The 24,835-nt window shown below is 39.9% G+C and carries 18 protein-coding genes and 2 pseudogenes; 18 read left to right on the top strand and 2 right to left on the bottom strand.

What is annotated here, in order from left to right; genetic code table 11:
• The first annotated feature begins 5 nt into the window (after window positions 1–5).
• Genes F908_RS01865 through F908_RS01850 form a run of 4 tightly spaced genes read left to right on the top strand, consistent with a single transcriptional unit; the run spans window position 6 to window position 4,463 of the window.
• Entirely contained in the window at window positions 6–1,415 is a 1,410-nt protein-coding gene (locus F908_RS01865; RefSeq protein WP_005156609.1) for a UDP-N-acetylmuramoyl-tripeptide--D-alanyl-D-alanine ligase, read from the top strand.
• Complete coding sequence (gene mraY / locus F908_RS01860; protein ID WP_005156607.1) at window positions 1,416–2,534, top strand: phospho-N-acetylmuramoyl-pentapeptide-transferase; 1,119 nt, start codon at window positions 1,416–1,418, stop codon at window positions 2,532–2,534.
• Between the two features lie 58 nt (window positions 2,535–2,592).
• Window positions 2,593–3,381 (top strand): methyltransferase, encoded by a 789-nt coding sequence (locus F908_RS01855; protein ID WP_005156603.1) that lies wholly within the window; start codon window positions 2,593–2,595, stop codon window positions 3,379–3,381.
• Window positions 3,382–3,434: 53 nt separating this feature from the next.
• Complete coding sequence (locus F908_RS01850; protein WP_081399852.1) at window positions 3,435–4,463, top strand: IS701 family transposase; 1,029 nt, start codon at window positions 3,435–3,437, stop codon at window positions 4,461–4,463.
• A 73-nt stretch (window positions 4,464–4,536) separates the two neighbouring features.
• Here the strand turns inward: F908_RS01850 and ponA are convergent, their stop codons facing one another.
• Entirely contained in the window at window positions 4,537–7,089 is a 2,553-nt protein-coding gene (gene ponA, locus F908_RS01845; RefSeq protein ID WP_005156594.1) for a penicillin-binding protein PBP1a, read from the bottom strand.
• 162 nt (window positions 7,090–7,251) lie between these two features.
• On the opposite strand from ponA, the gene F908_RS01840 reads away from it, so the two are divergent.
• The 14 genes and pseudogenes from F908_RS01840 to F908_RS01775 all read left to right on the top strand — a co-directional run bounded on the left by F908_RS01840 (window position 7,252) and on the right by F908_RS01775 (window position 24,080).
• Complete coding sequence (locus F908_RS01840) at window positions 7,252–8,310, top strand: pilus assembly protein PilM (protein ID WP_005156592.1); 1,059 nt, start codon at window positions 7,252–7,254, stop codon at window positions 8,308–8,310.
• Complete coding sequence (locus F908_RS01835; RefSeq protein WP_005156590.1) at window positions 8,310–8,951, top strand: PilN domain-containing protein; 642 nt, start codon at window positions 8,310–8,312, stop codon at window positions 8,949–8,951. The genes F908_RS01840 and F908_RS01835 overlap by 1 nt, the downstream gene beginning before the upstream one ends.
• Entirely contained in the window at window positions 8,948–9,694 is a 747-nt protein-coding gene (locus F908_RS01830) for a type IV pilus inner membrane component PilO (protein ID WP_005156588.1), read from the top strand. The genes F908_RS01835 and F908_RS01830 overlap by 4 nt, the downstream gene beginning before the upstream one ends.
• Window positions 9,694–10,221 carry a pilus assembly protein PilP gene (locus F908_RS01825; RefSeq protein WP_005156586.1) on the top strand — a complete coding sequence of 176 codons (528 nt, stop codon included), beginning with the start codon at window positions 9,694–9,696 and terminating at the stop codon, window positions 10,219–10,221. Before F908_RS01830 ends, F908_RS01825 begins: the two co-directional genes overlap by 1 nt.
• Before the next feature lie 16 nt (window positions 10,222–10,237).
• Entirely contained in the window at window positions 10,238–12,406 is a 2,169-nt protein-coding gene (pilQ, locus tag F908_RS01820; RefSeq protein ID WP_005156583.1) for a type IV pilus secretin PilQ, read from the top strand.
• Window positions 12,407–12,416: 10 nt separating this feature from the next.
• Window positions 12,417–12,983, top strand: a complete 567-nt coding sequence (gene aroK, locus F908_RS16210; RefSeq protein WP_087535970.1) for a shikimate kinase AroK — start codon at window positions 12,417–12,419, stop codon at window positions 12,981–12,983.
• A gap of 24 nt (window positions 12,984–13,007) precedes the next feature.
• Window positions 13,008–14,090 carry a 3-dehydroquinate synthase gene (gene aroB / locus F908_RS01810; RefSeq protein WP_005156580.1) on the top strand — a complete coding sequence of 361 codons (1,083 nt, stop codon included), beginning with the start codon at window positions 13,008–13,010 and terminating at the stop codon, window positions 14,088–14,090.
• Between the two features lie 19 nt (window positions 14,091–14,109).
• Window positions 14,110–14,976, top strand: a complete 867-nt coding sequence (locus F908_RS01805) for a hypothetical protein (RefSeq protein WP_004660161.1) — start codon at window positions 14,110–14,112, stop codon at window positions 14,974–14,976.
• Window positions 14,977–15,439: 463 nt separating this feature from the next.
• On the top strand, window positions 15,440–19,918 hold the full coding sequence (gltB, locus tag F908_RS01800; protein ID WP_171063522.1) for a glutamate synthase large subunit: 4,479 nt from the start codon (window positions 15,440–15,442) through the stop codon (window positions 19,916–19,918).
• Between the two features lie 71 nt (window positions 19,919–19,989).
• Window positions 19,990–21,411, top strand: a complete 1,422-nt coding sequence (locus F908_RS01795; protein ID WP_005156573.1) for an FAD-dependent oxidoreductase — start codon at window positions 19,990–19,992, stop codon at window positions 21,409–21,411.
• Between the two features lie 71 nt (window positions 21,412–21,482).
• A pseudogene (locus tag F908_RS16050) lies at window positions 21,483–21,656 on the top strand (metal-dependent hydrolase); the annotation flags it as partial.
• A 180-nt stretch (window positions 21,657–21,836) separates the two neighbouring features.
• On the top strand, window positions 21,837–22,427 hold the full coding sequence (locus F908_RS01785) for a LemA family protein (protein WP_005156567.1): 591 nt from the start codon (window positions 21,837–21,839) through the stop codon (window positions 22,425–22,427).
• Window positions 22,428–22,464: 37 nt separating this feature from the next.
• Window positions 22,465–23,526: a TPM domain-containing protein gene (locus F908_RS01780; protein ID WP_005156562.1), complete on the top strand. Its 1,062-nt coding sequence runs from the start codon at window positions 22,465–22,467 to the stop codon at window positions 23,524–23,526.
• Window positions 23,520–24,080 carry a TPM domain-containing protein gene (locus F908_RS01775; RefSeq protein WP_005156560.1) on the top strand — a complete coding sequence of 187 codons (561 nt, stop codon included), beginning with the start codon at window positions 23,520–23,522 and terminating at the stop codon, window positions 24,078–24,080. Before F908_RS01780 ends, F908_RS01775 begins: the two co-directional genes overlap by 7 nt.
• A 530-nt stretch (window positions 24,081–24,610) precedes the next feature.
• Here F908_RS01775 and F908_RS01770 read toward each other — a convergent pair.
• Window positions 24,611–24,835: pseudogene (locus tag F908_RS01770) on the bottom strand (IS4 family transposase); the annotation flags it as partial.

Below are 24,835 nucleotides of genomic sequence, written 5' to 3'. Positions count from 1 at the left end.
AGCGTATGCATACTTCAACAACCAGCACCGTTCCACTAGAACCTTGGACAGCAGAGCAATTACAACAAGCGACTCAAGGTGAATGGCATAATCATAAGATTCCACAAAGCGAAATTAAGCGTATTTTGACTGACTCTCGTCATGCTGAAGCTGGAGATGTTTTTCTTGCTTTAAAAGGTGAGCGCTTTGATGCTCATAATTTTGTAGCACAAGTGGCGACGCAAGGTTGTGAGATTGCCATCGTAGAGCATCCTGTCGATGCAGATATTGCACAACTCGTCGTTAAAGATACACGTTTGGCTTTAGGGCATCTTGGAGCGTATCGCCGTCAGCAAAATCCACAGTTGAAAGTGATTGCTTTAACAGGCAGTAGTGGTAAAACCACCACGAAAGAAATGTTGGGTAGTATTTTATCCCGTTTAGCACCAACCTTGATCACGCGTGGCAACCTGAATAATGATTTGGGTGTGCCGATGATGTTGCTGGAATTACGTCCAGAACATCAATATGCCGTCATGGAGTTGGGAGCCAGTCATCAGGGTGAGATTGATTACACTTCAAATCTGGTGCAACCGCATGTGGCGGGGATTTTGAATATAGGTACAGCGCATTTGGGTGAATTTGGTGGCCGTGAGGGCATTTGTCGCGCTAAATCAGAAATCTATTCGCATATTTTGCCTGACGGAGTATCGGTTGTTCCCGCTGATGATGACTTTACGGCGACTATTCGTGAAAATGCTCAAGCTCATTCAATGTTGAGTTTTGGTGATGGTGGCGATGTGTTTGCGACAGAGGTTGAATTACATCCTCAATCAGCAAAATTTAATTTACATACTCCACAGGGTATCCGTACAGTAGATCTACCGTTTGCAGGTGCTCATAATGTGCAAAATGCAACTGCTGCAACAGCATTTGCCTTGGCAATTGGGATTGCGCTTGATGATATTGTACAAGGCTTAGAACAAGCACAGGGTGCCAAAGGGCGTCTGAATTTTATTCAACACCAAAATCACTTATTCATTGATGATACTTATAATGCCAATCCAACTTCAATGCGTGCAGCAGCAGAAGTTCTTGCTCAACAAACGGGCATTAAAGTGATGGTAATCGGGGATATTGGTGAGCTTGGAAGTACAGCAGCGCAACAACATTATTTGTTGGGCCGAGATTTGGTTTCGATGCAAGGTATTCATTTTGTAGTTGCAGTGGGTGAATTCTCACCTGCCACTCAAGAAGGTGCAAGAAGCACACAATACGGTAAAAAATTACAAGCTTTTCTGAATCAGGGGCAAGCTTTGTCATTTTTAATGAGTTTAGTAGAGACACATCAACCCCAGCACATGAGTTTCCTATTTAAAGGTTCTCGCTATACCCATATGGAAACGTTGATGGCTGACTTGATGGAGAAGATTTAAATGTTGTTATGGTTATTTGAACAATTGGCAGGCTATAACAGCTCTTTCCAAGTGGTTCGTTATTTAACATTACGCTCTTTGTTGAGTGTATTAACTGCTTTGACCATTGGCTTGGCTTTAGGGCCTGTGATGATCCGTAAATTACAAGCCTTAAAATATGGTCAGGCAGTAAGCTCATTTGCTCCTGAAAATCATGCGAAGAAGATGGGAACACCAACGATGGGTGGGATCTTAATTCTGCTCTCAATTGGTATTAGTACCTTATTATGGGCTGATTTATCAAACCCTTATGTTTGGATTGTATTGGGTGTTATGGTGGTCTTCGGTGCTGTTGGTTGGGCAGATGACTGGATTAAAGTTCGTTATAAAGATAATGCGGGTTTACCTGCACGTAAAAAATTCTTTTGGACTTCTGTAGCATCATTAGGTGCTGGTATTGCTTTATATCTAATTGCAAAACAACAAGATAATCCAATCAATACTGCAAATATGCTAGATTTGCTGATTCCATTCTTTAAGAATCTCTCCATTCCACTTTCAGCGGTGCCGTTTGGTTTAGCATTTATTGTTTTCACTTATTTAGTGATTAATGGGGCGTCAAATGCAGTCAATCTGACGGATGGATTGGATGGATTGGCAATTATGCCAATTGTCATGGTTGCAGCAGGTTTGGGTGTATTTGCCTATTTATCAGGTGATATTCGGTTTGCCAATTATTTGCATATTTCCTATGTAAAATATACCTCTGAACTGGTGGTGGTGTGTTCAGCCATGGTTGGCGCAGGTTTGGCTTTCCTTTGGTATAATGCGCATCCTGCTCAAGTATTCATGGGTGATGTCGGGGCCTTGGCACTTGGTGCGATGCTAGGTACAATTGCTGTTATGGTCCGCCAAGAAATCGTTTTTGCGATTATGGGTGGTGTCTTTGTAATGGAAGCCGTTTCTGTGTTTTTACAAATTGGTTCATTACGAATGCGGAATAAGCGCGTTTTCTTGATGGCACCGTTACACCATCATTATGAAAAACAAGGTTGGAAGGAAACACAGGTTGTTATTCGTTTTTGGATTATTACCATTTTCCTTGTTGTGTTAGGCTTAATGACCTTAAAGTTGCGTTAAACCATGATTCAAAAAGAAGCTGGTGATCACCAGCTTTTTTTATGTTTGGAGAAAATAGATGAATTTATTGATGTGTCCTGTTTGTCGCCAATCATTGAATTTGGTTGAGCGTTCTTGGCGTTGTGAAAAAGGTCATCATTATGATGTCGCCAAACAAGGTTATGTCAATCTGCATGTCGTACAACATAAGCATAGTAAGACACCAGGGGATACTGCAGAGTCGGTATTGGCTCGTCGTGAATTTTTGCAAACAGGTGCTTATCAGCCGTTACAGCAGGCGATTGTTGAACTGTTGCAGCGGCTCAGGCCGAAAACTATTTTAGATATTGGTTGTGGTGAAGGTTATTACACCAGTGCGATGCAAGCACATACTCAACACTGTATAGGTGTGGATATTGCTAAAACAGCTGTACAACGCGCTGCAAAACTCAACTCCAAAGTCACTTGGGTTGTTGGGACGGGTGCAACATTGCCCGTACAGGATCATTCAATCGACGTATGTACTAGTTTATTTAGTCCAATTCCACAAGAAGAGATCACACGTGTTCTTCAAGAGAATGGTCATCTGATTGTGGTGACACCTGCACCTCGACATCTCTATAGGTTGCGTGAAGCTTTATTTGAGCAAGTAAATTTACACGAACCAGAAAAATTTTTAGAACAGTTAGATGGTCAATTTGAATTACAGCAACAACAACTTGTCGAGAGTGCAATCGAGTTAGATCAACAAGCGCTAAAAAATTTGATTGCTATGACACCTTATGCTTATAAAGCGAATCCTGAACGAAGAATGATTTTAGAACAAGAACAGCATTTCTTAGTGACAGCCGCTTTTCAAATTTATTAGGACTTACGCATTGACGGATTCAAAAAAGTATTAAAATAGTTTATAAAGTATCTGTGATCAGACGAACTAAACATGCTTCTACAGCAACTTGTACATTACCCATTTATATGGGCTTTCTCATGACAGAACCGAACTCTATTAGCTGCACACAACTTGCCGAGACTTATAATATCTCGCATGATAGTGTAAATCGCTTTCTGGAGCGTGAAGACTACACACCTCACGACCTATATCAAGAAGCAATTCAACATATTGATAATAATAAACTTATAGTCAGTATTGATGATACTGTTTTAGATAAACCATATAGTCAACATATGGACTTGGTTAGCTATTTTTGGTCAGGCAAACACCACCGATCCGTCAAGGGGATTAATCTCATTACCCTGTATGCGACAGATCAGAATGGTCAAAATATTCCAATTAATTTCCGAATTTATGACAAATCTGAGGGTAAAACCAAGAATGATTACTTTATGGATATGTTAAGTGAAGTACTTAGTTGGGGTGCAAAGATTCAATTTATTACAGGTGATAGTTGGTATTCATCGACTGGAAATCTAAAAACCATAAGAAAATATGGTATTCGATTTATGTTTGGTATCGACTGTAACCGTAAGGTTTCCCCAGAAAAAGGACAATGGTTTCAACTGCGTTTATTGCCAGATTTTCATCAGGGTCAAGTGGTCTGGCTCAAAGATTTTGGCTTTGTACAATTATTTAAGACTCAGTTAAAAGAACAGCAGAGGTTTTATATTGTGCATCAAGATGAAGATGATTTATTGTCCTTTGAGGGTTTTCATGAATTACATTCAAGTCATTGGAAAATAGAGCAATATCACCGAGTGATTAAACAGGTTTGTCATATTGAAAAGTTTCAAGTAAGACGATCTAAACTGATTTTGAATCATATTTTTGCAGCCTTGATGGCCTACGTCGAGATACAAAAGAACCAGTTTGAGCGGATCTTTGAAAATGTATATCGTTGGCAGAAGAAATTATTTAGACCAATCATCAAAGACTTCATTGATGACTTTATTCTCGATAAAAATCATCTCCTACCACAGAGAATCTATAAATAATAGTGCGTAAGTCCTATTTATGTATTCCAAAAAAGAAAGAAGCCATCAATTTAATGGCTTCTTTTAAATTTACTTATTGAATATTATTAATTAAATTTTCAATACCATCATGTTCTTTTTGGGGTGATGCTGTTTCCATCGCTGGAACAATAATTTGCTCTTCATCAGATGGTGCTGTATCTGGTAAATCTGAGAAGTCAGTTTGCGCGGAGCGAGTTGGTGCAACAGGAGCAGGACGATAAAGTGGGCGTGCCAACGGTGGGGAAGCACGATATTCTTTTTGCCCTTCATTTTTCTCCAGTTGTAATTTGTCGAATGAAATTGGATCTTTCGCGTCTTTATCGAAATGTACCCAAGCTGATGGCGTATCTTTAAGCGAATTCGCCATGAAATTCGTCCAAATTGGTAAAGCAGCAACGCCGCCATATTCACGTCGACCGAGTGTACGAGGTTGATCAAAACCAACCCAAGCGATTGCAACTAATTTTCCATTAAACCCTGCAAACCATGCATCTTTGGCATCATTGGTTGTTCCTGTTTTTCCACCTAAATCGTTACGACCGATTTTAAGTGCTGCTCGTCCCGTACCATGCTGAATCACATCGCGTAAAATATTAGCCATATCATAAGCTGAGCTAGATTTTAAAATGCGTTGCGCTTGGCGATAATTACTATTTGTCGTTGCGGCTGTTTGAGAGTTAGATGTAACAGTTTTAGATGCGGCAGATACATCATCTAAAGTTTCATTGGTGATTTCATTTACAGCATCTTGCTCTTGAATAGCATCGGCTGTTGCATAGGCATTTGGATCACTAATACATGGGATACAAGCATATTCTGGATTTGCTTCATAAATTACTTTGCCTGAAGCATCTTCTATTCGTTTAATAAAATGGGGCTGAATGCGATAACCGCCATTTGCAAAAGTGGCATAGCCTGTTGCCATTTGCACAGGGAGTACTTGAGGTGTTCCTAATGCGATTGTGTAGTTACGAGGAATTTGATCTTCTTGTAATCCAAAATCCATAAATAGTTGGCGTGTGCGTTCAATTCCCACAGTTTGTAATAAACGGACAGAAACCGTATTCCTTGACAAATATAATGCACGACGTAAAGGAATCATGCCTAAGTAACGTCCATCGGAGTTTTTTGGAGACCATTTACCAATACTGATGGGGCTATCATTCACCATGCTATAAGGTGTCATGCCACGTTCAAGTGCCAATGCATAAACAAATGGTTTAATAGTTGAACCTGGTTGTCTCCACCCTTGTAACGCACGGTTAAACTTCGATTGATAAAAACTATAGCCGCCAACAACAGCTTCTATGGAGCCATCATTTGGATTCAATGCAATCAATTGACCTTGAACTTTAGGAACCTGTACTAAAGACCAAACGGTTTTGTTTTCATTGGGGCGTAATCGAATAATATCTTTCACTTTAACGATTTGTGAAGCATTCGACATAGCGCCGCCTACACTGTTCGCATTCCGATAAGGGCGAACCCATGACATTCCTGCCCAATTTACCGTAACTGTTGAGCCATCTTGCATCAAAGCATCAAAAGAATTGTTATGCACTTTTATGACTTGTGCTGGATAGGTATTTGCATATGGGACAAACTGGTTAAGAGGTTTGTCATGTGCTTCTGGTCCACGCCAACCATGGCGGCGATCATAGGCTTCTAAACCGTCTTGAATTGATTCTTCAGCGTAATGTTGACGGTTACTATCAATCGTTGTATATACCTTATATCCTGAATCAATTGCTTGCTCGCCAAAGTTTTCAACCAATTCTGAACGAACCATTTCGCCAACGTACGGGAAAACATTACTGACAGAGCGATCAATCATATTCAGGTTGATTGGCTCAGCAACAGCTTTTTGATATTGACTCTGATTAATATAGCCAAGTTGTAGCATACGCCCTAAAATCCAATTTCGGCGTTCAAGTGCGCGTTCAGGATTGACGACAGGGTTGTATTTTGATGGTGCTTTCGGTAATCCTGCAATCATTGCCATTTGCGCAATGGTAAGTTGATTAATATTTTTGTTGTAATAGATTTGTGCAGCTGCAGCAATTCCGTAAGCATTTTTGCCTAAGAAGATCTTATTGACGTATGAGCTTAGAATTTCTTGTTTGGTGAGATTTTGCTCGATTTTGCGAGCGAGAAAAACTTCAGTTAGTTTGCGTTTAAGTGTTCGTTCTGGACTCAAATAATAGTTTTTTGCTACCTGCATGGTAATGGTTGAACCACCAGTTTGTACATCTGACCCTGTAATAGATTCTGTTAGTGCTCGCCCCAAGCCCTTAAAACTAATCCCATTATGTTCAAAAAATGACGAATCTTCTGCTGCTAGAAATGCATGGATAAACGCTGGTGGAATCTGTTCGTATTTCACTGGAATGGAAAGTTTGCCGCCATATTCTGCAATTAACTTATTATCTGCCGTGTAAACTTGCAATGGTTTTAGTAAAGGTGCCTTTTTTAATGAACTCATATCAGGCAAAGAGGGTGCTAGATAGAGATACATGCCATAAAATCCCATTGGAAGTGAGACTAATATAATAATAAGCATCAAAAAAAATGGACGAACAATACCAGAACTGGATAGCTTTTTCATAATAAGTAAGTTTTAATAAGAGCGAATGGCAAACTAATTATGGTCAGTATATCCTTTAGCCTTACGGATTGTTAGATGAGATATTGTATCCGTATCAATTAAAGACCAAAACAAATTAGTGAGTTGTATTTTTGGGGATAAAAAAATAAATAGGAATGTACTGTGCTCAGGTTATATCGTAAACCAATTAAGGGGTTAGTGGGTGTCGATATTAGTTCGACAACTGTTAAGTTATTGGAGCTCTCTGTAAAGAACGGTAGATATTGGGTTGAAAGCTATGCTGTGATGCCACTGCCTGAAAACAGTGTCGTAGAAAAAAGCATTCTCAATCCAGAAGCAGTTGGTGACGCGCTTGAAAGAGTCGTTAACCTTGCTAATCCGCATACGAGGAATGTGGCTATAGCTGTGCCAACTTCAATGGTGATTAATAAAATCATTGAAATGGATGCGGATATGACAGCCGATGAACGAGAAGTTCAAATTCGTATGGATGCTGAGCAATACATTCCGTTCCCATTGGATGAAGTAAGTCTAGATTTTGAAGTCTTATCTGACAAATTAGCAAACCCAAATCGTGTAAATGTATTGTTAGTGGCAACGCGTACAGAAAATGTTGACACACGTGTAGAAGTTCTTGAGCTGGCTAATTTATCTGCAAAAATTGCTGATGTTGAAAGTTATGCCATGGAACGTGCTTTCAGTGTATTCGCAGATACTTTGCCAATGGGTGCAAACACAGTTGGTATTTTAGATATTGGTCATACTATGACCACCTTATCTGTCATGCAGAAAGGTAAAATTATCTATACACGTGAACAGGTATTTGGTGGTCGACAGCTAACCCAGGATGTTCAGAGCCGTTACGGTTTGTCTTTTGAAGAGGCTGGGCGTGCGAAAAAAGAAAGAACACTGCCTGACGACTATGATACGGAAGTGCTCGAACCTTTTTTAGATGCCGTAGTTCAACAGGCAGCTCGCTCACTTCAGTTTTTCTTTTCATCATCACAGTTCAATGAGATTGACCATATTTTATTGGCAGGTGGTAATGCCAATATTCCTGGTTTAGCCAAGTTGTTACAACAAAAACTAGGTTATCGCGTCACTATTTCCAATCCATTCTTACAAATGGGCTTTTCTCCGCAGATTGATATTAAAAAAATTGAAAATGATGCTTCCTCATTGATGGTTGCATGTGGTTTAGCATTGAGGAGTTTTGATTAATGGCAAAGATTAACTTACTCCCTTGGCGTGATGAGCTAAGAGAACAAAAAAAGAAACAGTTTGTTGCATTTTGTGCTGGGGTAGCAGCATTAGGCGTAGTATCAGTTTTTTCTGGGTGGATGTACTTTGACCATAAGTTGAATGATCAAGAACAGGCAAATCAGCTAATTGTAAGTACTAACCAGAATTTAGATACTCAACTTAAGTCATTAGATGGTTTGCAAGAACGACGTAATGCAATCATTGAGCGTATGAAGTTGATTCAAGGCTTACAAGGACAGCGTCCTATTACAGTACGTTTAGTTGATGAGCTAGTGCGAGTAACACCACCTACAATGTATTTGACAAAATTTACCCGTACAGGTGATAAATTTAGCATTGAGGGTAAAGCAGAAAGTCCAAATACAGTGGCTGAACTGTTGCGTAATCTTGAGGCATCACCTTGGTATCGCAATGCCTTTATGAATTCATTTCTGGCAGCTGAAGAGAAAAAAGATAAAACAGCAGCATCTCTTGTGCCACGTGTTGAAGAAAACTATGGAAGTTTTGTGGTAACTGTTGATTTGGGGGAAATAGGCACAACAGTTGAGGCTGACCCAACTTTAGAAGCAGTTGCATCAGGATCAGGGGTGGTGAAATGAGCCAAGAAGATTTAAACGAATTTGATCAAGAGATTGTTGCTTCGAAAAAGAAAAAAATGACATTAGAGCAATTTTTTCAACAATTTAATACATTGGATATGAATAATTATGGAGGGTGGCCACTTTCTGTAAAAATTACCTGTTGGATTTTTGTTTTTTTGGTAGTGCTCGCTCTAGGGTATTTTGTCGTAATTAGAGGTCAACTTGATGATATTGCAAATGCTCAAGCACAAGAGCAAAGTTTGTTAAATGAGTTTAGGGAAAAGGATTCTAAGTTACGTAATTTGCAGCAATACCAAGCTCAGCTACAAGAAATGGAAGCAAATTTTAATCAGCAACTTGAACAATTACCGAAAGAAACTGAAATTCCAAGTTTAGTCGAAGATATCAATTTAACTGGTGTCAATTCAGGGCTGAAATTTAAAAATATTAGACTAGAAGATGAAGTGAAGCAGGAGTTCTTCATAGAGCAGCCCATTAGTATTGAAGCTACGGGGGATTATCATGCTTTTGGTGCATTTACGACAGGTATTGCCGCCCTGCCACGTATTGTGACCCTGCATGATTTTACGGTTGAAGCAAAAGAAGATACTCAGAAAAAATCTGATATTCCAGTCATTAATTATACGGTAAAAGCAAAAACTTATCGCTATGTCGGTGCGGATGAGCAAGCAGATGCCAATCCATCTACAAGTGTAACCAATTCTACAAGTACTCCACCTGCACAAGGGGGGCAACATTAATGAATAATTATAAAATTTTCCTGGGATTGATATTCGCTGTTGGATTGGTCGGGTGTGATTCCCGTATTGATGCAGTCAATCAGCAGATGGCAGAAATTCGCAATCAGCCACCTTTACCGATTGAACCTGCACCTATATTTACACCTGTACCATTATTTAACTATGCGGCACATCAGTTAAAAAGCCCGTTTATGCCAAGTTCTCTGGCTGCTGAACTTAAGATTATGGCAGGTAAGCGTGTTTATCCTAATTTTAATCGTCAGCCACAGCCATTAGAGAGTTATGCTCTTGAGGCCTTGAATATGAAAGGTAGTATGCGTGGTAAGCAAAATGACACGATCGCCTTGATTCAAACACCAGATGGTCAGATTGAGCGTGTACAGGTTGGTAGTTATTTGGGTATGAACCAAGGGCGAATCATTAAGATCAACCCGACTCAAATTGATTTAGTGGAGATTGTGCCAGATGGGCGAGAGGGTTATGTTGAAAGACCACGGACGCTCGTTTTAATTGGGCCAATATCTTAGGATTAAGGGAATAACAATGAAAAAACAGTTTAAAAATTCTTTATTTGGGGAAGTCAAGACTATGAGCCATGCATTCCGTCAATTTTCAATGGGTGCAGTCGCGATTGCAATTATGCAAGCTGCATCTGCACAAGTGAGTATGACGAATATTGTTCCAATGAGTTTGGCTGATCAAGGTACAGAAATTCGTGTGATGTTTAATGGATTGCCTCCACAACCGCAGGCATATCAATTGGAAAAACCTTCTCGATTGATTTTAGATTTTGATAAAACGCAACAAAATTTGAAACAGGCATCAATACCAGTATCAACTAATGAAGCATCAACAATTGATGTTGCAGCTGATGATCAGCGTTCACGTCTAGTTATTAATTTAAAGGAAGCAGGAGCATTTACGACACGTGTTGAAGGGAACACGTTTATTCTTAAAATAAATGCAGTTCAACCAGTAAACGCTGTTCGTAATGCTACGGTTGTCAGACAACCACAGCAAGGTGTATCAAATATTGGTTTCCAGCGCGGTAAGGATGGCGAGGGGTTGGTTGTTATTGACCTGTTGGGAAATAACACACCTGTCGATGTACAGCAGCAAGGTAGTAAGATTGTGGTGCGAACAATGGGGAACAAAATTCCAGCCCATTTGGCGCGTCGTCTAAATACCAATGATTTTGCCACCCCTGTAGCAAGTGTTGACGCCTATAATGACAAAGGAAATGGTGTGATCACCATTCAGTCTGCTGGTAGTTATGAATATATGGCTTATCAAGCGCAAAATAAATTAACGATTAGTCTTAAGCGCCCAGAAGATAAATCTTCTCCGAAAGCTAAAGCCCAAGTCTATACTGGGAATAAAATTTCATTAGATTTTCAAGATATTGAGGTGCGTCGAGTTCTGCAGCTGTTGGCTGATTTTACCAGTATAAATATGGTGGCAGCTGATACCGTACAAGGTAATATTACGCTGCGGTTGAAAGATGTGCCTTGGGATCAAGCTCTGGATATTGTATTAAAAACCAAGAATTTGGATAAGCGCCGTAATGGCAATGTAATGTGGATTGCCCCAGTCTCAGAATTAATAAAATCTGAAGAAGAGGAAGCTAAAGCAATCGCACAAAGCATTAAACTGGCTCCAATTCAAACAGAATATATTAAATTAAGTTATGCAAAAGCTGCGGATATCTTAAAACTTATAGAGGACTCTCGCGATAGTAAAGGGGCGGGTTCAAACCGAACAACTAATTCAGATTCTTTAGCTTTAGAAAGCCTATTGAGCTCACGCGGGAGTGCTGTCGCAGATACACGTACAAATACTTTAATTGTTAATGATACTGCTTTAAATATTGACAAGATTAGAAAATTGATTGATTTGTTAGATGTGTCAGTAAAACAAGTTATGATAGAGGCGCGTATTGTAAGTGCAAGTACCGATTTTACGAAAGAAATGGGTGTTAAATGGGGGATTCTATCGCAAGGTATTACCAGTAATAATGATTTGTTAGTAGGTGGTAGTGATACTACTTTATGGAACTTAAGAAAGCCTACTAAAGATAGTGACACTGGTGGTTGGAAATATGAGATCGAACGCCCGGATAACTTGAATGTAGATTTGGGGGCTGTAACACCTGGTGCAAGCCGGATTGCATTCGGTTTGATTAGTTTATCTGATTTTATGTTGGATTTGGAGTTGTCCGCAGTTCAAGCTGATGGCTATGGCGAAGTGATATCTACGCCAAAAGTTATGACAGCTGATAAGCAGTCAGCTAAAATTTCCTCTGGTAAACGTATCCCTTATGCAACATCTAGTGGGAATAATGGACCAAAAACCGAATTTGTTGATGCGGTATTGAGTTTAGATGTAACACCTAGTATTACCCCAGACGGTAAAGTTATGTTGAAGCTGAATATTACTAAAGACTCGCAGAGTAACCCTACTCCAACAGGTCAATTGACCATTAATAAAAATGAAATAAATACTAATGTATTGGTCGATAATGGTGAAACGGTTGTGTTGGGTGGTATTTTTGAACAAGAAAATATTAACTCGCAAACTAAAGTCCCTTTTTTAGGCGATTTACCTTATTTGGGTAAATTTTTCCGAAATGATAGAAAGACTGATACGAAACGCGAATTACTTATTTTTGTGACACCAAGAATTGTTAATGACACTTTGACTAGAAATCATTAATATATTTCGAATAATCGCAATTAATATAGGTGGCGCGTTGCAAGGCAAAGCGTTTGAAACCCTACCAAATATTTATTTGGTAGGGCCAATGGGGGCAGGGAAAACAACAGTTGGTCGACATTTAGCAGAATTGTTGGGGCGTGAATTCATTGATAGTGATCATGAAATTGAGCGTAAAACAGGTGCTACAATCCCTTGGATTTTTGAAAAAGAGGGTGAATCTGGTTTTCGAGCACGTGAAACTAATGTGTTAAATGACCTAACTGCACGTTCTGCCCTTGTTTTGGCGACTGGTGGTGGTGCGGTAACACAATCGGAAAATCGAAAGTTTTTAAAACAGCGAGGTATCGTTGTTTATCTATATACTCCTGTAGAGCTTCAGCTACAGCGAACTCATCGCGATAAGAATCGTCCATTGTTGCAAGTAGAAAACCCAGAAAAGAAATTAAGAGATTTGTTAACTGTGCGAGATCCACTTTATCGTGAGGTTGCGCATTTCATTGTTGAAACAAATCAGGGTGCAGCGCGAGATTTAGCGCAAAAAATTCTACAGCTTATTTTATCTAAACAAATTTAGTAATTTTCTTGTTGGTCTAATTTTATGCAAACACTACATGTTGAATTGGGTGATCGTCGCTATCCTATTTTTATTGGAAGTAATTTAAATCCCAGTGATTTGCTAGCGCCATATATTCATGGTCGACAAGTGATGTTGGTTTCCAATACAACCGTCGCACCATTATATTTGCAACATTATGCTGATGGATTACGCCAGTTAGATAAACAGATTGCACAATGTATTTTACCCGACGGTGAGCAATTTAAAGACATTGAACATTTGAATTTAATTTTTGATGCGCTTTTGGAATCAGGTTTTAATCGTGATTGCACAGTGCTTGCATTAGGTGGTGGAGTCATTGGTGATATGGCTGGTTTTGCATCAGCTTGTTTCCAGCGCGGAGTGAATTTTATTCAAGTACCAACTACATTATTATCTCAAGTTGATTCAAGTGTGGGTGGGAAGACAGGAATCAATCATCCTTTAGGTAAAAACATGTTGGGTGCGTTTCAGCAACCTCAAGTTGTATTAGCGGATATGGCACAGCTTGATACTTTACCAGACCGTGAACTTTCTGCTGGTTTGGCTGAAGTGATTAAATATGCATTACTAGGTGATGTGGATTTTCTAGTATGGTTAGAACAGAACATGGATGCGCTTGTTGCACGTGATGCGAATTTACTCGCAGAAGCAGTCTATCGCTCATGCGCACATAAAGCTAGAATTGTGGCTAATGATGAAAAAGAGCAGGGTGAGCGTGCACTTCTAAATTTAGGGCATACTTTTGGGCATGCAATCGAATCCTATCTAGGTTATGGGGTATGGTTACATGGTGAAGCGGTTGCAACAGGTATGGTCATGGCGGCAGATTTGTCACACCGTCTAGGTTGGATATCTGCTGAAGATGTTGAGCGTACAAAAAGAATTATTCTACGTGCCCATTTACCGATATCATGTCCACAGATTCCACTCGACGAATTTTTGGCTTATATGTCGCATGATAAAAAAGTGCTCGATGGCCAATTACGTTTGGTTTTACTTAAAAAGTTAGGCCAAGCGATAATTACCAAAGATTTTGATGTGGATTTAATGAAGCAAATGATTCTTGCGAACCAATCTTTATAATCAATATATTGAGAAAAATATGCTTATTTCTAGATCAATCTGGCAAAATATTCAACAATACAGCTGGCTCACGCTTGCAATTGTATGCTTGATTGCTGCATTGGTCTTTTGGGGAATTACCGATGGCGATGCTTTGGTTGAGGTAGATCAACCAGCTAAAACTGAAGTTCAAATTCAACCTGAGAAAGTGACTGCAACTGCTCATCTAGGTGCCTTTTCTAATGAGGTGAAGCCGCTAGATTTAACAACCAGAGTTGTTGTTTCTAATGAGCATGCACCAGAATTTCGTGGCACTAAATTTATTAAAGAAAATCAGCAAAAATGGACGATGGAAATTTTTCGTAGTTCAGATGAAGCAATTGTTAAAAATTTTTTGTTGAGTCGATTAGATCGGAAAAAGTTTATTTATTTCCGCTTAACTGGTGAGGATCAGGCAGAACAATATGTTCTTGCTTATGGAATGTCGCCGAATATGGAGGAAGCAAATCGTCAGTTTGCTCAATTGAATTTGGTACTTCCGCAATCCGTGCAACCTAAAGCCCAGCAATTATCAAAATATGCAGAGTTTGTGAATGATTTAGGGTTTGATGAGTTAAAAACAGCGACAAATCAGCTTTATGATATTCAGTTAAAACCCGCAGCACTACCTAAAGTGGACGAGAGTTTGTTGGCTGCAGGGGCGGTGGTTTCACAAGGTAGTTTGGGTGTTAGTTCAGAAAAGCCAGCAGTTGATCCTGCAATAGCAACTCAGACAACAGTCACACAGCGTGATGCTCAAGGTAACGTGGTAAACGTCAAACAAAGCCAATCTTCAACACAAAACCCTGAAAAATTGAAAGAAAATTCAGATTCTTCTAAACGCGATGTGGTAGATCCATTCAACTAGTATTGCACTAATTTTGAGCATCATTGGCGCTTTTTTAAGGCGAAATGACTTATTTTGGTGCAAAAAAACCTAATAATATATAGCTTTAGCCTATTATAAATTAAGGTTATTTTAATTTTTTTAATGATTTAGTAAATTTACAATTAATTGGTATGTTTTTTGCTTCCTTGTGGTGCTAATTTATCTGCTCATTGCACTTTTTTACACTAAACACCCAATTAATTTAGTGAAATGGAAAGTTTTTGTGCTTTACAAATATTGGTGAAGGTGTAATAACTGAAAACACTTTATATGCTTGAGTACGCTGTTTCTTCTTAAAGAAAGGCGTATATTGCAAATCCGCCAGGAAAAATGTTTTTGCGAAGCATTGAACTTTATATGAGTTGATCGGCAATATCGCAGAAAATGAATTGATTGTTTGTTGCTCGAAAGAGCCATGTTGAAAGAAGGGTACGCTATGCACATGCCATCGCCTAATACTGTAGCTCCCGCTCAAGGCTTATATCAGCCTGATGAGTTTAAGGATAACTGTGGTTTTGGTCTGATTGCCCATATGAAGGGTGAATCAAGCCATCATCTGGTCGAAACTGCGATTCACAGTTTAAGTTGCATGACGCACCGTGGTGGTATTGCCGCGGATGGTAAAACAGGAGATGGTTGCGGATTGTTATTGGCAATGCCAAAACAATTTTTCCGTGAAGAAGCTCAGAAGCTAGGCAGTAATCTAACTGAGATTTTTGCTGCAGGCACAGTATTTTTGAATATTGACCCTGCTTTAGCTCAAAATGCAAAGAATATTTTAAATAAAGAAATTGCAGCAGAAGGTTTAACGGTTGCTGCGTGGCGTGTTGTACCAACAAATAATGATGCTTTAGGTGAAATTGCATTACAATCACTCCCAGCATTTGAACAAATTTTAGTTAACTGCCCAATGGGTTTGACTGAAGTTGAATTTAACCGCAAGTTATTTTTAGCTCGTCGCCGTGCAGAACAACAATTACAAAACGACCCATTATTCTATGTGACCACACTTGCAACAACTGTCATCAGCTATAAAGGTTTGATGATGCCAGCAGCAATTGCTGACTTCTATACCGACTTGGCTGATGAACGTCTAAAATCGCATATTGTGGTATTCCATCAGCGTTTCTCAACCAATACTTTGCCACGTTGGCCATTGGCTCAGCCATTCCGTTATCTTGCGCATAATGGTGAAATTAACACCATTACAGCAAACCGTAACTGGGCATTGGCTCGTACGCCAAAGTTTGAAAATCCATTACTGCCGGGTTTAACTGAGTTAAATCCGATTGTAAACCGTACTGGTTCGGATTCATCAAGCCTAGACAATATGCTTGAAATTCTTGTTGGTGGCGGAATGGACTTATTCCGTGCACTTCGTATGTTGGTTCCACCAGCATGGCAGAATGTTGAAACTTTAGATGCTGATCTACGTGCATTCTATGAATTTAACTCTAAGCATATGGAAGCTTGGGATGGTCCAGCAGGTCTTGTGATCCAAGATGGTCGTCACGCGATTTGTATGTTGGATCGTAATGGTTTACGCCCTGCACGTTGGGTGATCACCAAAAATGATTACATCACGCTTGCATCAGAGATTGGTGTATGGGGTTATGAACCAGAAGATGTTGTGTCTAAAGGTCGTGTTGGTCCTGGTCAAATTTTAGTTGTAGATACTTTGACAGGCAAAGTGCTTGATACGAAAGATGTCAGCAATCACCTTAAAAACATGCGTCCGTATCGTGAATGGTTGCGTGACCATGCGATTCGTTTGAAAGCAGATCCTCAGCTTGAAGAACAATTGAGTGATCAGGGTTTAACTGGTGATGCATTAAAAGCGGCTCAAAAAATGTTTATGGTGACATTTGAAGAGCGTGATCAGATTTTGCGTCCAATCGCAGAAAGTGGTCAGGAAGCTGTTGGTTCAATGGGTGATGATACGCCAATGGCAGTCTTGTCTCGTCAAGTTCGCCATGTATCAGACTATTTCCGTCAACAGTTTGCGCAAGTGACTAACCCACCAATCGATCCATTACGTGAATCGATCGTAATGTCATTGGAAACATGTTTGGGTCGTGAGCAAAATGTGTTTGAACAGGGTCCTGAACACGCTGACCGCATCATTATTTCAAGCCCTGTATTGTCACATTCAAAAATGCAGCAGCTTCGTGATGTTGAAAAAGAACGTGCGGGTTATGCTGTTGCTGATATCAATCTGAATTATGCAGAAACCGAAGGTTTACAAGCCGCAGTTGCACGTATTTGTGAAGAAGCTGCACAAGCTGTTCGTGATGGTAAAACTTTAATCGTTTTGACCGATAAAAATATTCGCGAAGGTTTCTTGCCAGCAAACTCAGTATTGGTAACTGGTGCAGTACATCATTACTTAATTCAAGTTGGTTTACGTACTGATGCAAATATTTTGGTTGAGACAGGTTTCGCACGTGATCCACATCAATTTGCAGTACTACTAGGTTTTGGTGCGACAGCAATTTACCCGTATTTAGCTTATGATGTGATTAATGATTTGGTTGCGAAAGGCGAATTATTGGGTGACCCGATTTATGCGCAAGCAAACTTCCGTAAAGGGATTGAGAAAGGTCTATTAAAAGTTCTTTCTAAAATGGGGATCTCGACAGTTGCTTCTTATCGTGGCGGCCAACTGTTTGAAGCAGTAGGTTTGTCATCTGAAGTCGTGGATAAATGTTTCCTTGGTGTACCAAGCCGTATCCAAGGTGCGACTTTCGCTGATTTAGAAAATGACCAGAAAAAATTGGCAAGCACAGCTTGGTCAAATCGCAAGCCAATTGATCAGGGTGGTTTACTCAAATTCGTATTTGGTAAAGAGTACCATGCGTTCAACCCTGATGTGATTAACTCATTGCATAAAGCGGTTCGTTCAGGTCAATATCAAGACTTTAAAGAATACGCTGAGCTAGTAAATAACCGTCCAGTTGCTACGATTCGTGACTTATTCAAGTTAAAAACAACCGATTCGATTGCGATTGATCAAGTTGAAACGATTGAAGAGATTCTACCGCGTTTTGATTCTGCGGGAATGTCTTTGGGTGCATTATCTCCAGAAGCACATGAAGCAATTGCAATTGCGATGAATACGATTGGTGGTCGTTCGAACTCTGGTGAGGGCGGTGAAGATCCTGCACGTTACGGTACGATTCGTAACTCGAAAATCAAACAGATTGCATCAGGTCGTTTTGGTGTAACTCCTGCGTACTTAACCTCTGCTGAAGTGTTGCAGATTAAAGTGGCACAGGGCGCGAAACCAGGTGAAGGTGGTCAGTTACCAGGTGGTAAAGTGAATGGCTTAATTGCACGTTTACGTTACTCAGTACCGGGTGTGACTTTGATTTCTCCGCCTCCGCATCATGACATTTACTCAATTGAAGATTTGTCACAATTGATCTTTGACTTGAAGCAAGTCAATCCTCAAGCGATGGTATCGGTAAAACTAGTATCAGAGCCAGGTGTTGGAACGATTGCGGCGGGTGTGGCAAAAGCATACGCTGACTTTATTACCATTTCAGGTTATGACGGTGGTACAGCAGCATCTCCACTTTCATCGATTCACCATGCGGGCTCGCCTTGGGAACTTGGTTTAAGTGAAGCGCATCAAGCACTTCGTGTCAATGACTTGCGTGGTAAGGTTCGTGTTCAAACGGATGGTGGTTTAAAAACAGGTTTAGATGTTATTAAAGCTGCAATTTTAGGTGCTGAAAGCTTTGGTTTTGGTTCTACGCCAATGATCGCGTTAGGTTGTAAATACCTACGTATCTGTCACTTGAATAACTGTGCAACTGGTGTCGCAACACAGCAAGACCATTTACGTCAAGAGCATTATATTGGCGAACCAGAAATGCTAATCAACTTCTTCAAGTTTATTGCTGAAGAAACACGTGAATGGTTGGCTGCTTTAGGTGTTGCATCACTCAAAGATTTGATTGGTCGTGTTGATTTGCTTGAGGTTTTACCAGGCGAAACTGAAAAGCATGCGCATCTTGATCTCAGTGCATTATTGACATCACATCCTGCTGCTGAAGGCAAAGCTCAGTATTGCCAAGTTCAAGGTAATGCACCATTTGATAAAGGTGTTTTAGCTGAGAAAATGGTGGCTGAGATGTTACCAGCAATTGAAGCAGGTACAGGTGGTTCGTTTAACTTCACTGTCGGTAACTGTGACCGTTCGATTGGTGCGCGTATTTCTGGTGAAATTGCACGTCGTTATGGCAACTTGGGTATGGAAAACAGTCCAGTAGTCATGAATCTTGTAGGTACTGCTGGTCAGTCACTTGGTGTTTGGAACGCTGGTGGTTTGCATATCAAACTTGAAGGTGATGCAAACGATTACGTGGGTAAAGGTATGGCGGGTGGTCGTGTGTCGATCTTCCCACCAAAAGGTTCACCGTTCCAAACACAAAATACTGCAATCATCGGTAACACTTGTTTGTATGGTGCGACTGGCGGTAAGTTATTTGCTGCGGGTACTGCGGGTGAACGTTTCGCTGTTCGTAACTCAGGTGCTTTTGCGGTCATTGAAGGTGCTGGCGATCACTGCTGTGAATATATGACAGGTGGTGTGGTAACTGTCTTAGGTAAAGTTGGTCATAACTTTGGTGCGGGTATGACAGGCGGTTTCGCTTATGTCCTTGACCTTGATAATGACTTTGTAGACTACTACAACCATGAGTTGATTGACCTAAATCGTATCTCTACCGAGTCGATGGAAGATCACAAAGAAAATCTACTGCGTATCCTTGATGAACATATCAAAGAAACAGGTAGTGCTTGGGCATACAAAATCCGTAATGAGTTCGACTTCTATAGTCGTAAGTTCTGGCTTGTAAAACCAAAAGCTGCTAATTTGCAATCGCTTTTGAAAACAACCCAAGCTGATCCACAATAATTCCACGACTGCAAAGACATAGGCAGGTGCAGAGGTGAAGGACACCACTGCACCTACCCACGGAGAGAGACATGGCAGAACGCCTCAATAATGACTTTCAATTTCTGGATGTACCACGTCAAGATCCAGAGAAAAAAGATATTACTGTCCGCAAAGCAGAGTTTGTGGAAATTTATAAACCTTTTACAGCGGAAGTGGCTGCAAACCAGACTCATCGTTGTTTAGGGTGTGGTAACCCATATTGTGAATGGAAATGTCCTGTACATAACTACATTCCAAACTGGTTAAAACTGATTGCTGAAGGTCAAATTTTTCAAGCAGCTGAACTTTGCCACCAGACCAATACATTGCCAGAGGTTTGTGGTCGTGTATGTCCACAAGACCGTTTATGCGAAGGTGCTTGTACTTTAAATGATGGCTTTGGTGCAGTAACGATTGGTAATGCTGAAAAATATATCAACGATACTGCCTTTGCTTTAGGCTGGCGTCCAGATATGTCTGGCGTGAAATGGACGAATAAAAAAGTGGCCATTATTGGTGCGGGTCCAGCAGGTTTAGGCTGTGCTGATATTCTTGCCCGTGGCGGTGTGAAACCAGTTGTATTTGATAAACGCCCTGAAATTGGTGGTTTACTTACATTTGGTATTCCAGAATTTAAAATGGAAAAAGATGTGATGAAACGTCGTCGTGAAATCTTCACGGGGATGGGTATCGAATTCCGCTTAAATACTGAAATCGGTGTTGATGTAACGATTGAACAACTCCTTGCTGAATACGATGCCGTATTTATGGGGATGGGAACTTATACCTACATGAAAGGTGGTTTCCCTGGCGAAGATCTTGATGGTGTTTACGATGCCCTAGATTTCTTAATTGCTAACGTCAATCGTTGCCAAGGTTGGGAAAAAAATCCAAGCGAATACATCAGTGTTGATGGTAAGAAAGTGATTGTTCTTGGTGGTGGTGACACTGCAATGGACTGTAACCGTACTTCATTACGCCAAGGTGCGCATGATGTGACATGTGCTTACCGTCGTGACGAAAGCAACATGCCGGGTTCTGCGCGCGAAGTGAAGAATGCCTATGAAGAGGGTGTAAAATTCCTATTCAATCGCCAACCGATCGAGATTGTGGGCGAGAATGGAAAAGTGACTGGTGTTAAAGTGGTCACTACCCAAATGGGTGAGCCTGATAGCCGTGGTCGTCGTAGCCCTGAACCTGTTCCGGGTTCTGAAGAAATTTTACCAGCAGATGCGGTATTACTTGCATTTGGTTTCCGTCCAAGTCCTGCTGATTGGTTTGGTTCTGCAAATGTAAGTTTAGATGGTTCAGGTCGTGTCGTTGCGGCAGAACAACAAGAATTTAAATTCCAAACATCTAATCCAAAAATCTTCGCTGGCGGAGATATGGTGCGTGGTTCTGACCTTGTTGTGACTGCAATTTGGGAAGGCCGCCAAGCAGCAGAAGGTATTTTAGATTATTTAGGTGTCTAATTCATCTTTATAGTTTGATTGCGATAAAGCCTGCTCAAGCAGGCTTTATTTTTTTCATCTTATTTTTTGGTCTTGGAAAAATGTTTATTCAACTGATTCCAGAATACTTGTCTTATTATCAAGCAGATTTTCATCCTGCGAAACATGACTATACGAAATTAGTGAATTATTGGAACGCACGTATGGTAGATGAGTATCGTATGGTCAGTTTTCAAGAAGAAAAATTTTCAAAATTATATAGTTAATTCATTTTTTACAAACATAAATGTTGTGCTTAACAAGGCATTACTCAAGGTCATTCAGTAATGTCTTTTTTATTTAAATACGTATAAAGTAACTTTAATAAATGTTACACAGCGAACAAAAAATCACATTACAATGAATTATTGCAAAAAATATAAAGAAAAACTTGAGGATAAATTTTTATGAAAATGATCAAACACACCGCTTTGGCAACCGTATTGGCAAGCACATTGTTATTCACAGGTTGTGGATATAATACTTTACAAGTGAAAGATGAAGCTGTGAGTGCTTCATGGTCTGAGGTGCAAAACCAGTATCAGCGACGTGCTGACCTTGTTCCCAATCTTGTAAATGTGGTTAAGGGCTATGCTAAACATGAAGAACAAGTCCTCACAGAGGTTACGCAAGCTCGTTCCAATGTGGCAGGTTTAAAAGTAGATAAAGAAGTTTTAGAAGACCCAGCACTATTCGAAAAATATCAACAAGCACAAAGTCAATTGACAGGTGCATTATCTCGTTTAATTGCGGTTTCAGAAAATTATCCAGATTTAAAAGCCAATGAACAATTCCGTGATTTACAAGCACAATTGGAAGGTACAGAAAATCGAATTGCGGTTGCTCGTAATCGCTATATTACGACCGTGCAAGATTACAATTCATATGTGCGTCAGTTCCCACAAGCAATGACAGCAAAAGTCATTGGTATGAAAACCAAAGAGAACTTTAAAGCAGAGCAATCTGCGCAACAAGCGCCAACAGTTTCATTTAATTAAGATTTGAAATTGTTCTTGATGGGTTTGGAGTTGCCATATGTTGGAAGAAATTACACAGAAACTTAAGCAGCTTTCGGCTGTTCTCATGATTGTTTTTGTAACACTATTTTTTCAACATACAGTTTGGGCTGAGGTTGCAACTGCAACAGATGAAACTGATTTAGTTGTTGCAGGTAAAATGATTCAGCAGCCACAACAAAATCAATCACAGCCAAACACTACAGCACAACACGCACCTATTTTACCGAAAGTTGCCAATGATATGGCTGAGAGTGAATCCATACGTGGTTTACCGACTTTAAACCAACCTGTGATTGATCAGGCTAAGATATTGAACGAGGCTGAAGTACAGCAACTCAATCAAAAAATACTGACCTTGTATCAGCAGGGTAAAGCTCAGATTGGGGTGATTATTGTACCAACCACTGGACAGCAAGCTATTTTTGATTTTGCTTTACGTACAGCTGAAAAATGGCAATTAGGTTCTGCTAAACGTGATAATGGTTTGTTGATGGCAATTGCAGTCAATGATCGCAAAATTCAGATTCTAACAGGCTATGGTCTCGAAGGTGTTTTACCTGATGTGGTACTGAGCCGCATTATTCGTAATCAGATCACACCCTCTTTTAAACAAGGTCAGTATGCACAAGGAATCTCATCAGGTTTGGATGAAATTAGCCGTATTGTGAATCAAGATCCAGAAATTGCTCAACAGGCTGCCCAAGAATTAAAAGACCGTCATGAACAAGCTTTACGTGAGCAACAATCGAAAGATAATACGCTAACTATGGCGCTATTCATCCTGATTGCTGGTGTTGTCGGTTCATTCATTGTTGGTAACCGTTTAAGTGCCTCCACTGCGGCAGTAGCTGCAACTGTTGCGGGACTAGTCAATGGTGCTGGTCTTGTGATGAGCCTGTTATTAGGCATCGGAATTTTCTTTCTACTGATTACTTCATTGGCACAGCTTATTTTTCAAGCCTTTTTGTCGGGTGGTGGACGAGGGGGTGGTAGAGGAAGCTTTGGTGGTGGCAGTGGAGGTGGTTATAGTGGCGGTGGTGGCAGCTTTGGCGGGGGAGGAGCATCAGGCTCATGGTAACAAAGACAGATACAACACAGATTATTACCCAGCCTAAGCTGAATGAGCAGGTTCAACCAAGCTTAAAGCGCTGGTTCAAACATTTTTTCTATATTTCTTCTGCACATCATTTTTTTAATAAAAAAGACCGCTTAGAGATTGCGCAAGCTGTTCAGCAAGCCGAGAAAGGGCATGTCGGTGAAATTCAAGTGGTAATAGAAGGCCATATACCCTGTTCACAGGCTTATCATCAAAACACACGGCTACGTGCTCAGCAGCTATTTGCCGAATTAGGTGTATGGGATACTGAATTGAATAGTGGAGTTTTGCTTTATTTGAACCTATGTGAGCGCAAAGTTGAGATTGTGATTGATCGTGGTCTTAAAAATGCGACTCAAACTGAGATTTGGAATCAGATTTGTCAGCGTATTGTCTATCAACTTGCTCAAAAACAACATTTAGAAGCCCTCAAAAACGGAATTAAAGAGATTGGTCAAGTATTAGATCATTATTATTCTAATTCGAAGATAGATAACAAAAATGAATTGCCAAACGAGCCTATCATTCTAAATTGAACGATTTAATAGTTTTATGATCTTTTTGGACACATCTAGAGCACGCTTATCAAGTAAATAGCTCTATAAAAGGCTATTTCTTAAAATTTTTTTTATCTTCCGATAAACGGTCATGTAAACATTCATATTTTTTATGTGATTTGTTTCGCTCAATTTTACGCCTCTTCGATAGAAATCATGCTTAATGCATACAAGATTTGAAAATAAGTCGTGAAAGGTGACTTTTTTTGTCATTTATTGCCATAAAGGGTGATAATTGCGTTAAAAATAATCTACAATAATATTCTTTTAAGTCTCTGTTTTTTTGAGTTAAAATTGGCTAAGCTAAAGATTGGCATAGAACATGCTAAATACAAAGTAGCTGAATAAAGGCTCATAAAAATTTATATCATTGGAGAAATGTTATGAAATCAATGCAAAAAGGTTTTACTCTTATCGATACTCCATAAGTGTCCATATAAAATGAACAATCCATAAGTAAGTCAATATGGACATAAAAATAATAAATTTGACTCTGTACACGACAAATTTCATAGAGCCCTTGTCCTATCAGGCTTTTTCTTTCTTAAAATTGCGAGCACTTTCTTAAATTCTTCTTTTTTTCCAAAACCAATCAAACGTAGAATAGCCATCTGAACATAGTCTAAACCGTATCGAAATAAACTGACTGAAAGTCGTCCATGCTTCTTTATTTTTATCGCTTTTTTTCGATCATGTTGCCATTCACCTGTTAAATAGCACCAACAGAAACCGAT

Source organism: Acinetobacter sp. NIPH 284, assembly GCF_000369425.1.
Lineage (GTDB): Bacteria > Pseudomonadota > Gammaproteobacteria > Pseudomonadales > Moraxellaceae > Acinetobacter.
Note: the sequence above shows the minus strand (reverse complement) of the source record. Positions and strands in the feature narration are given on the sequence as shown.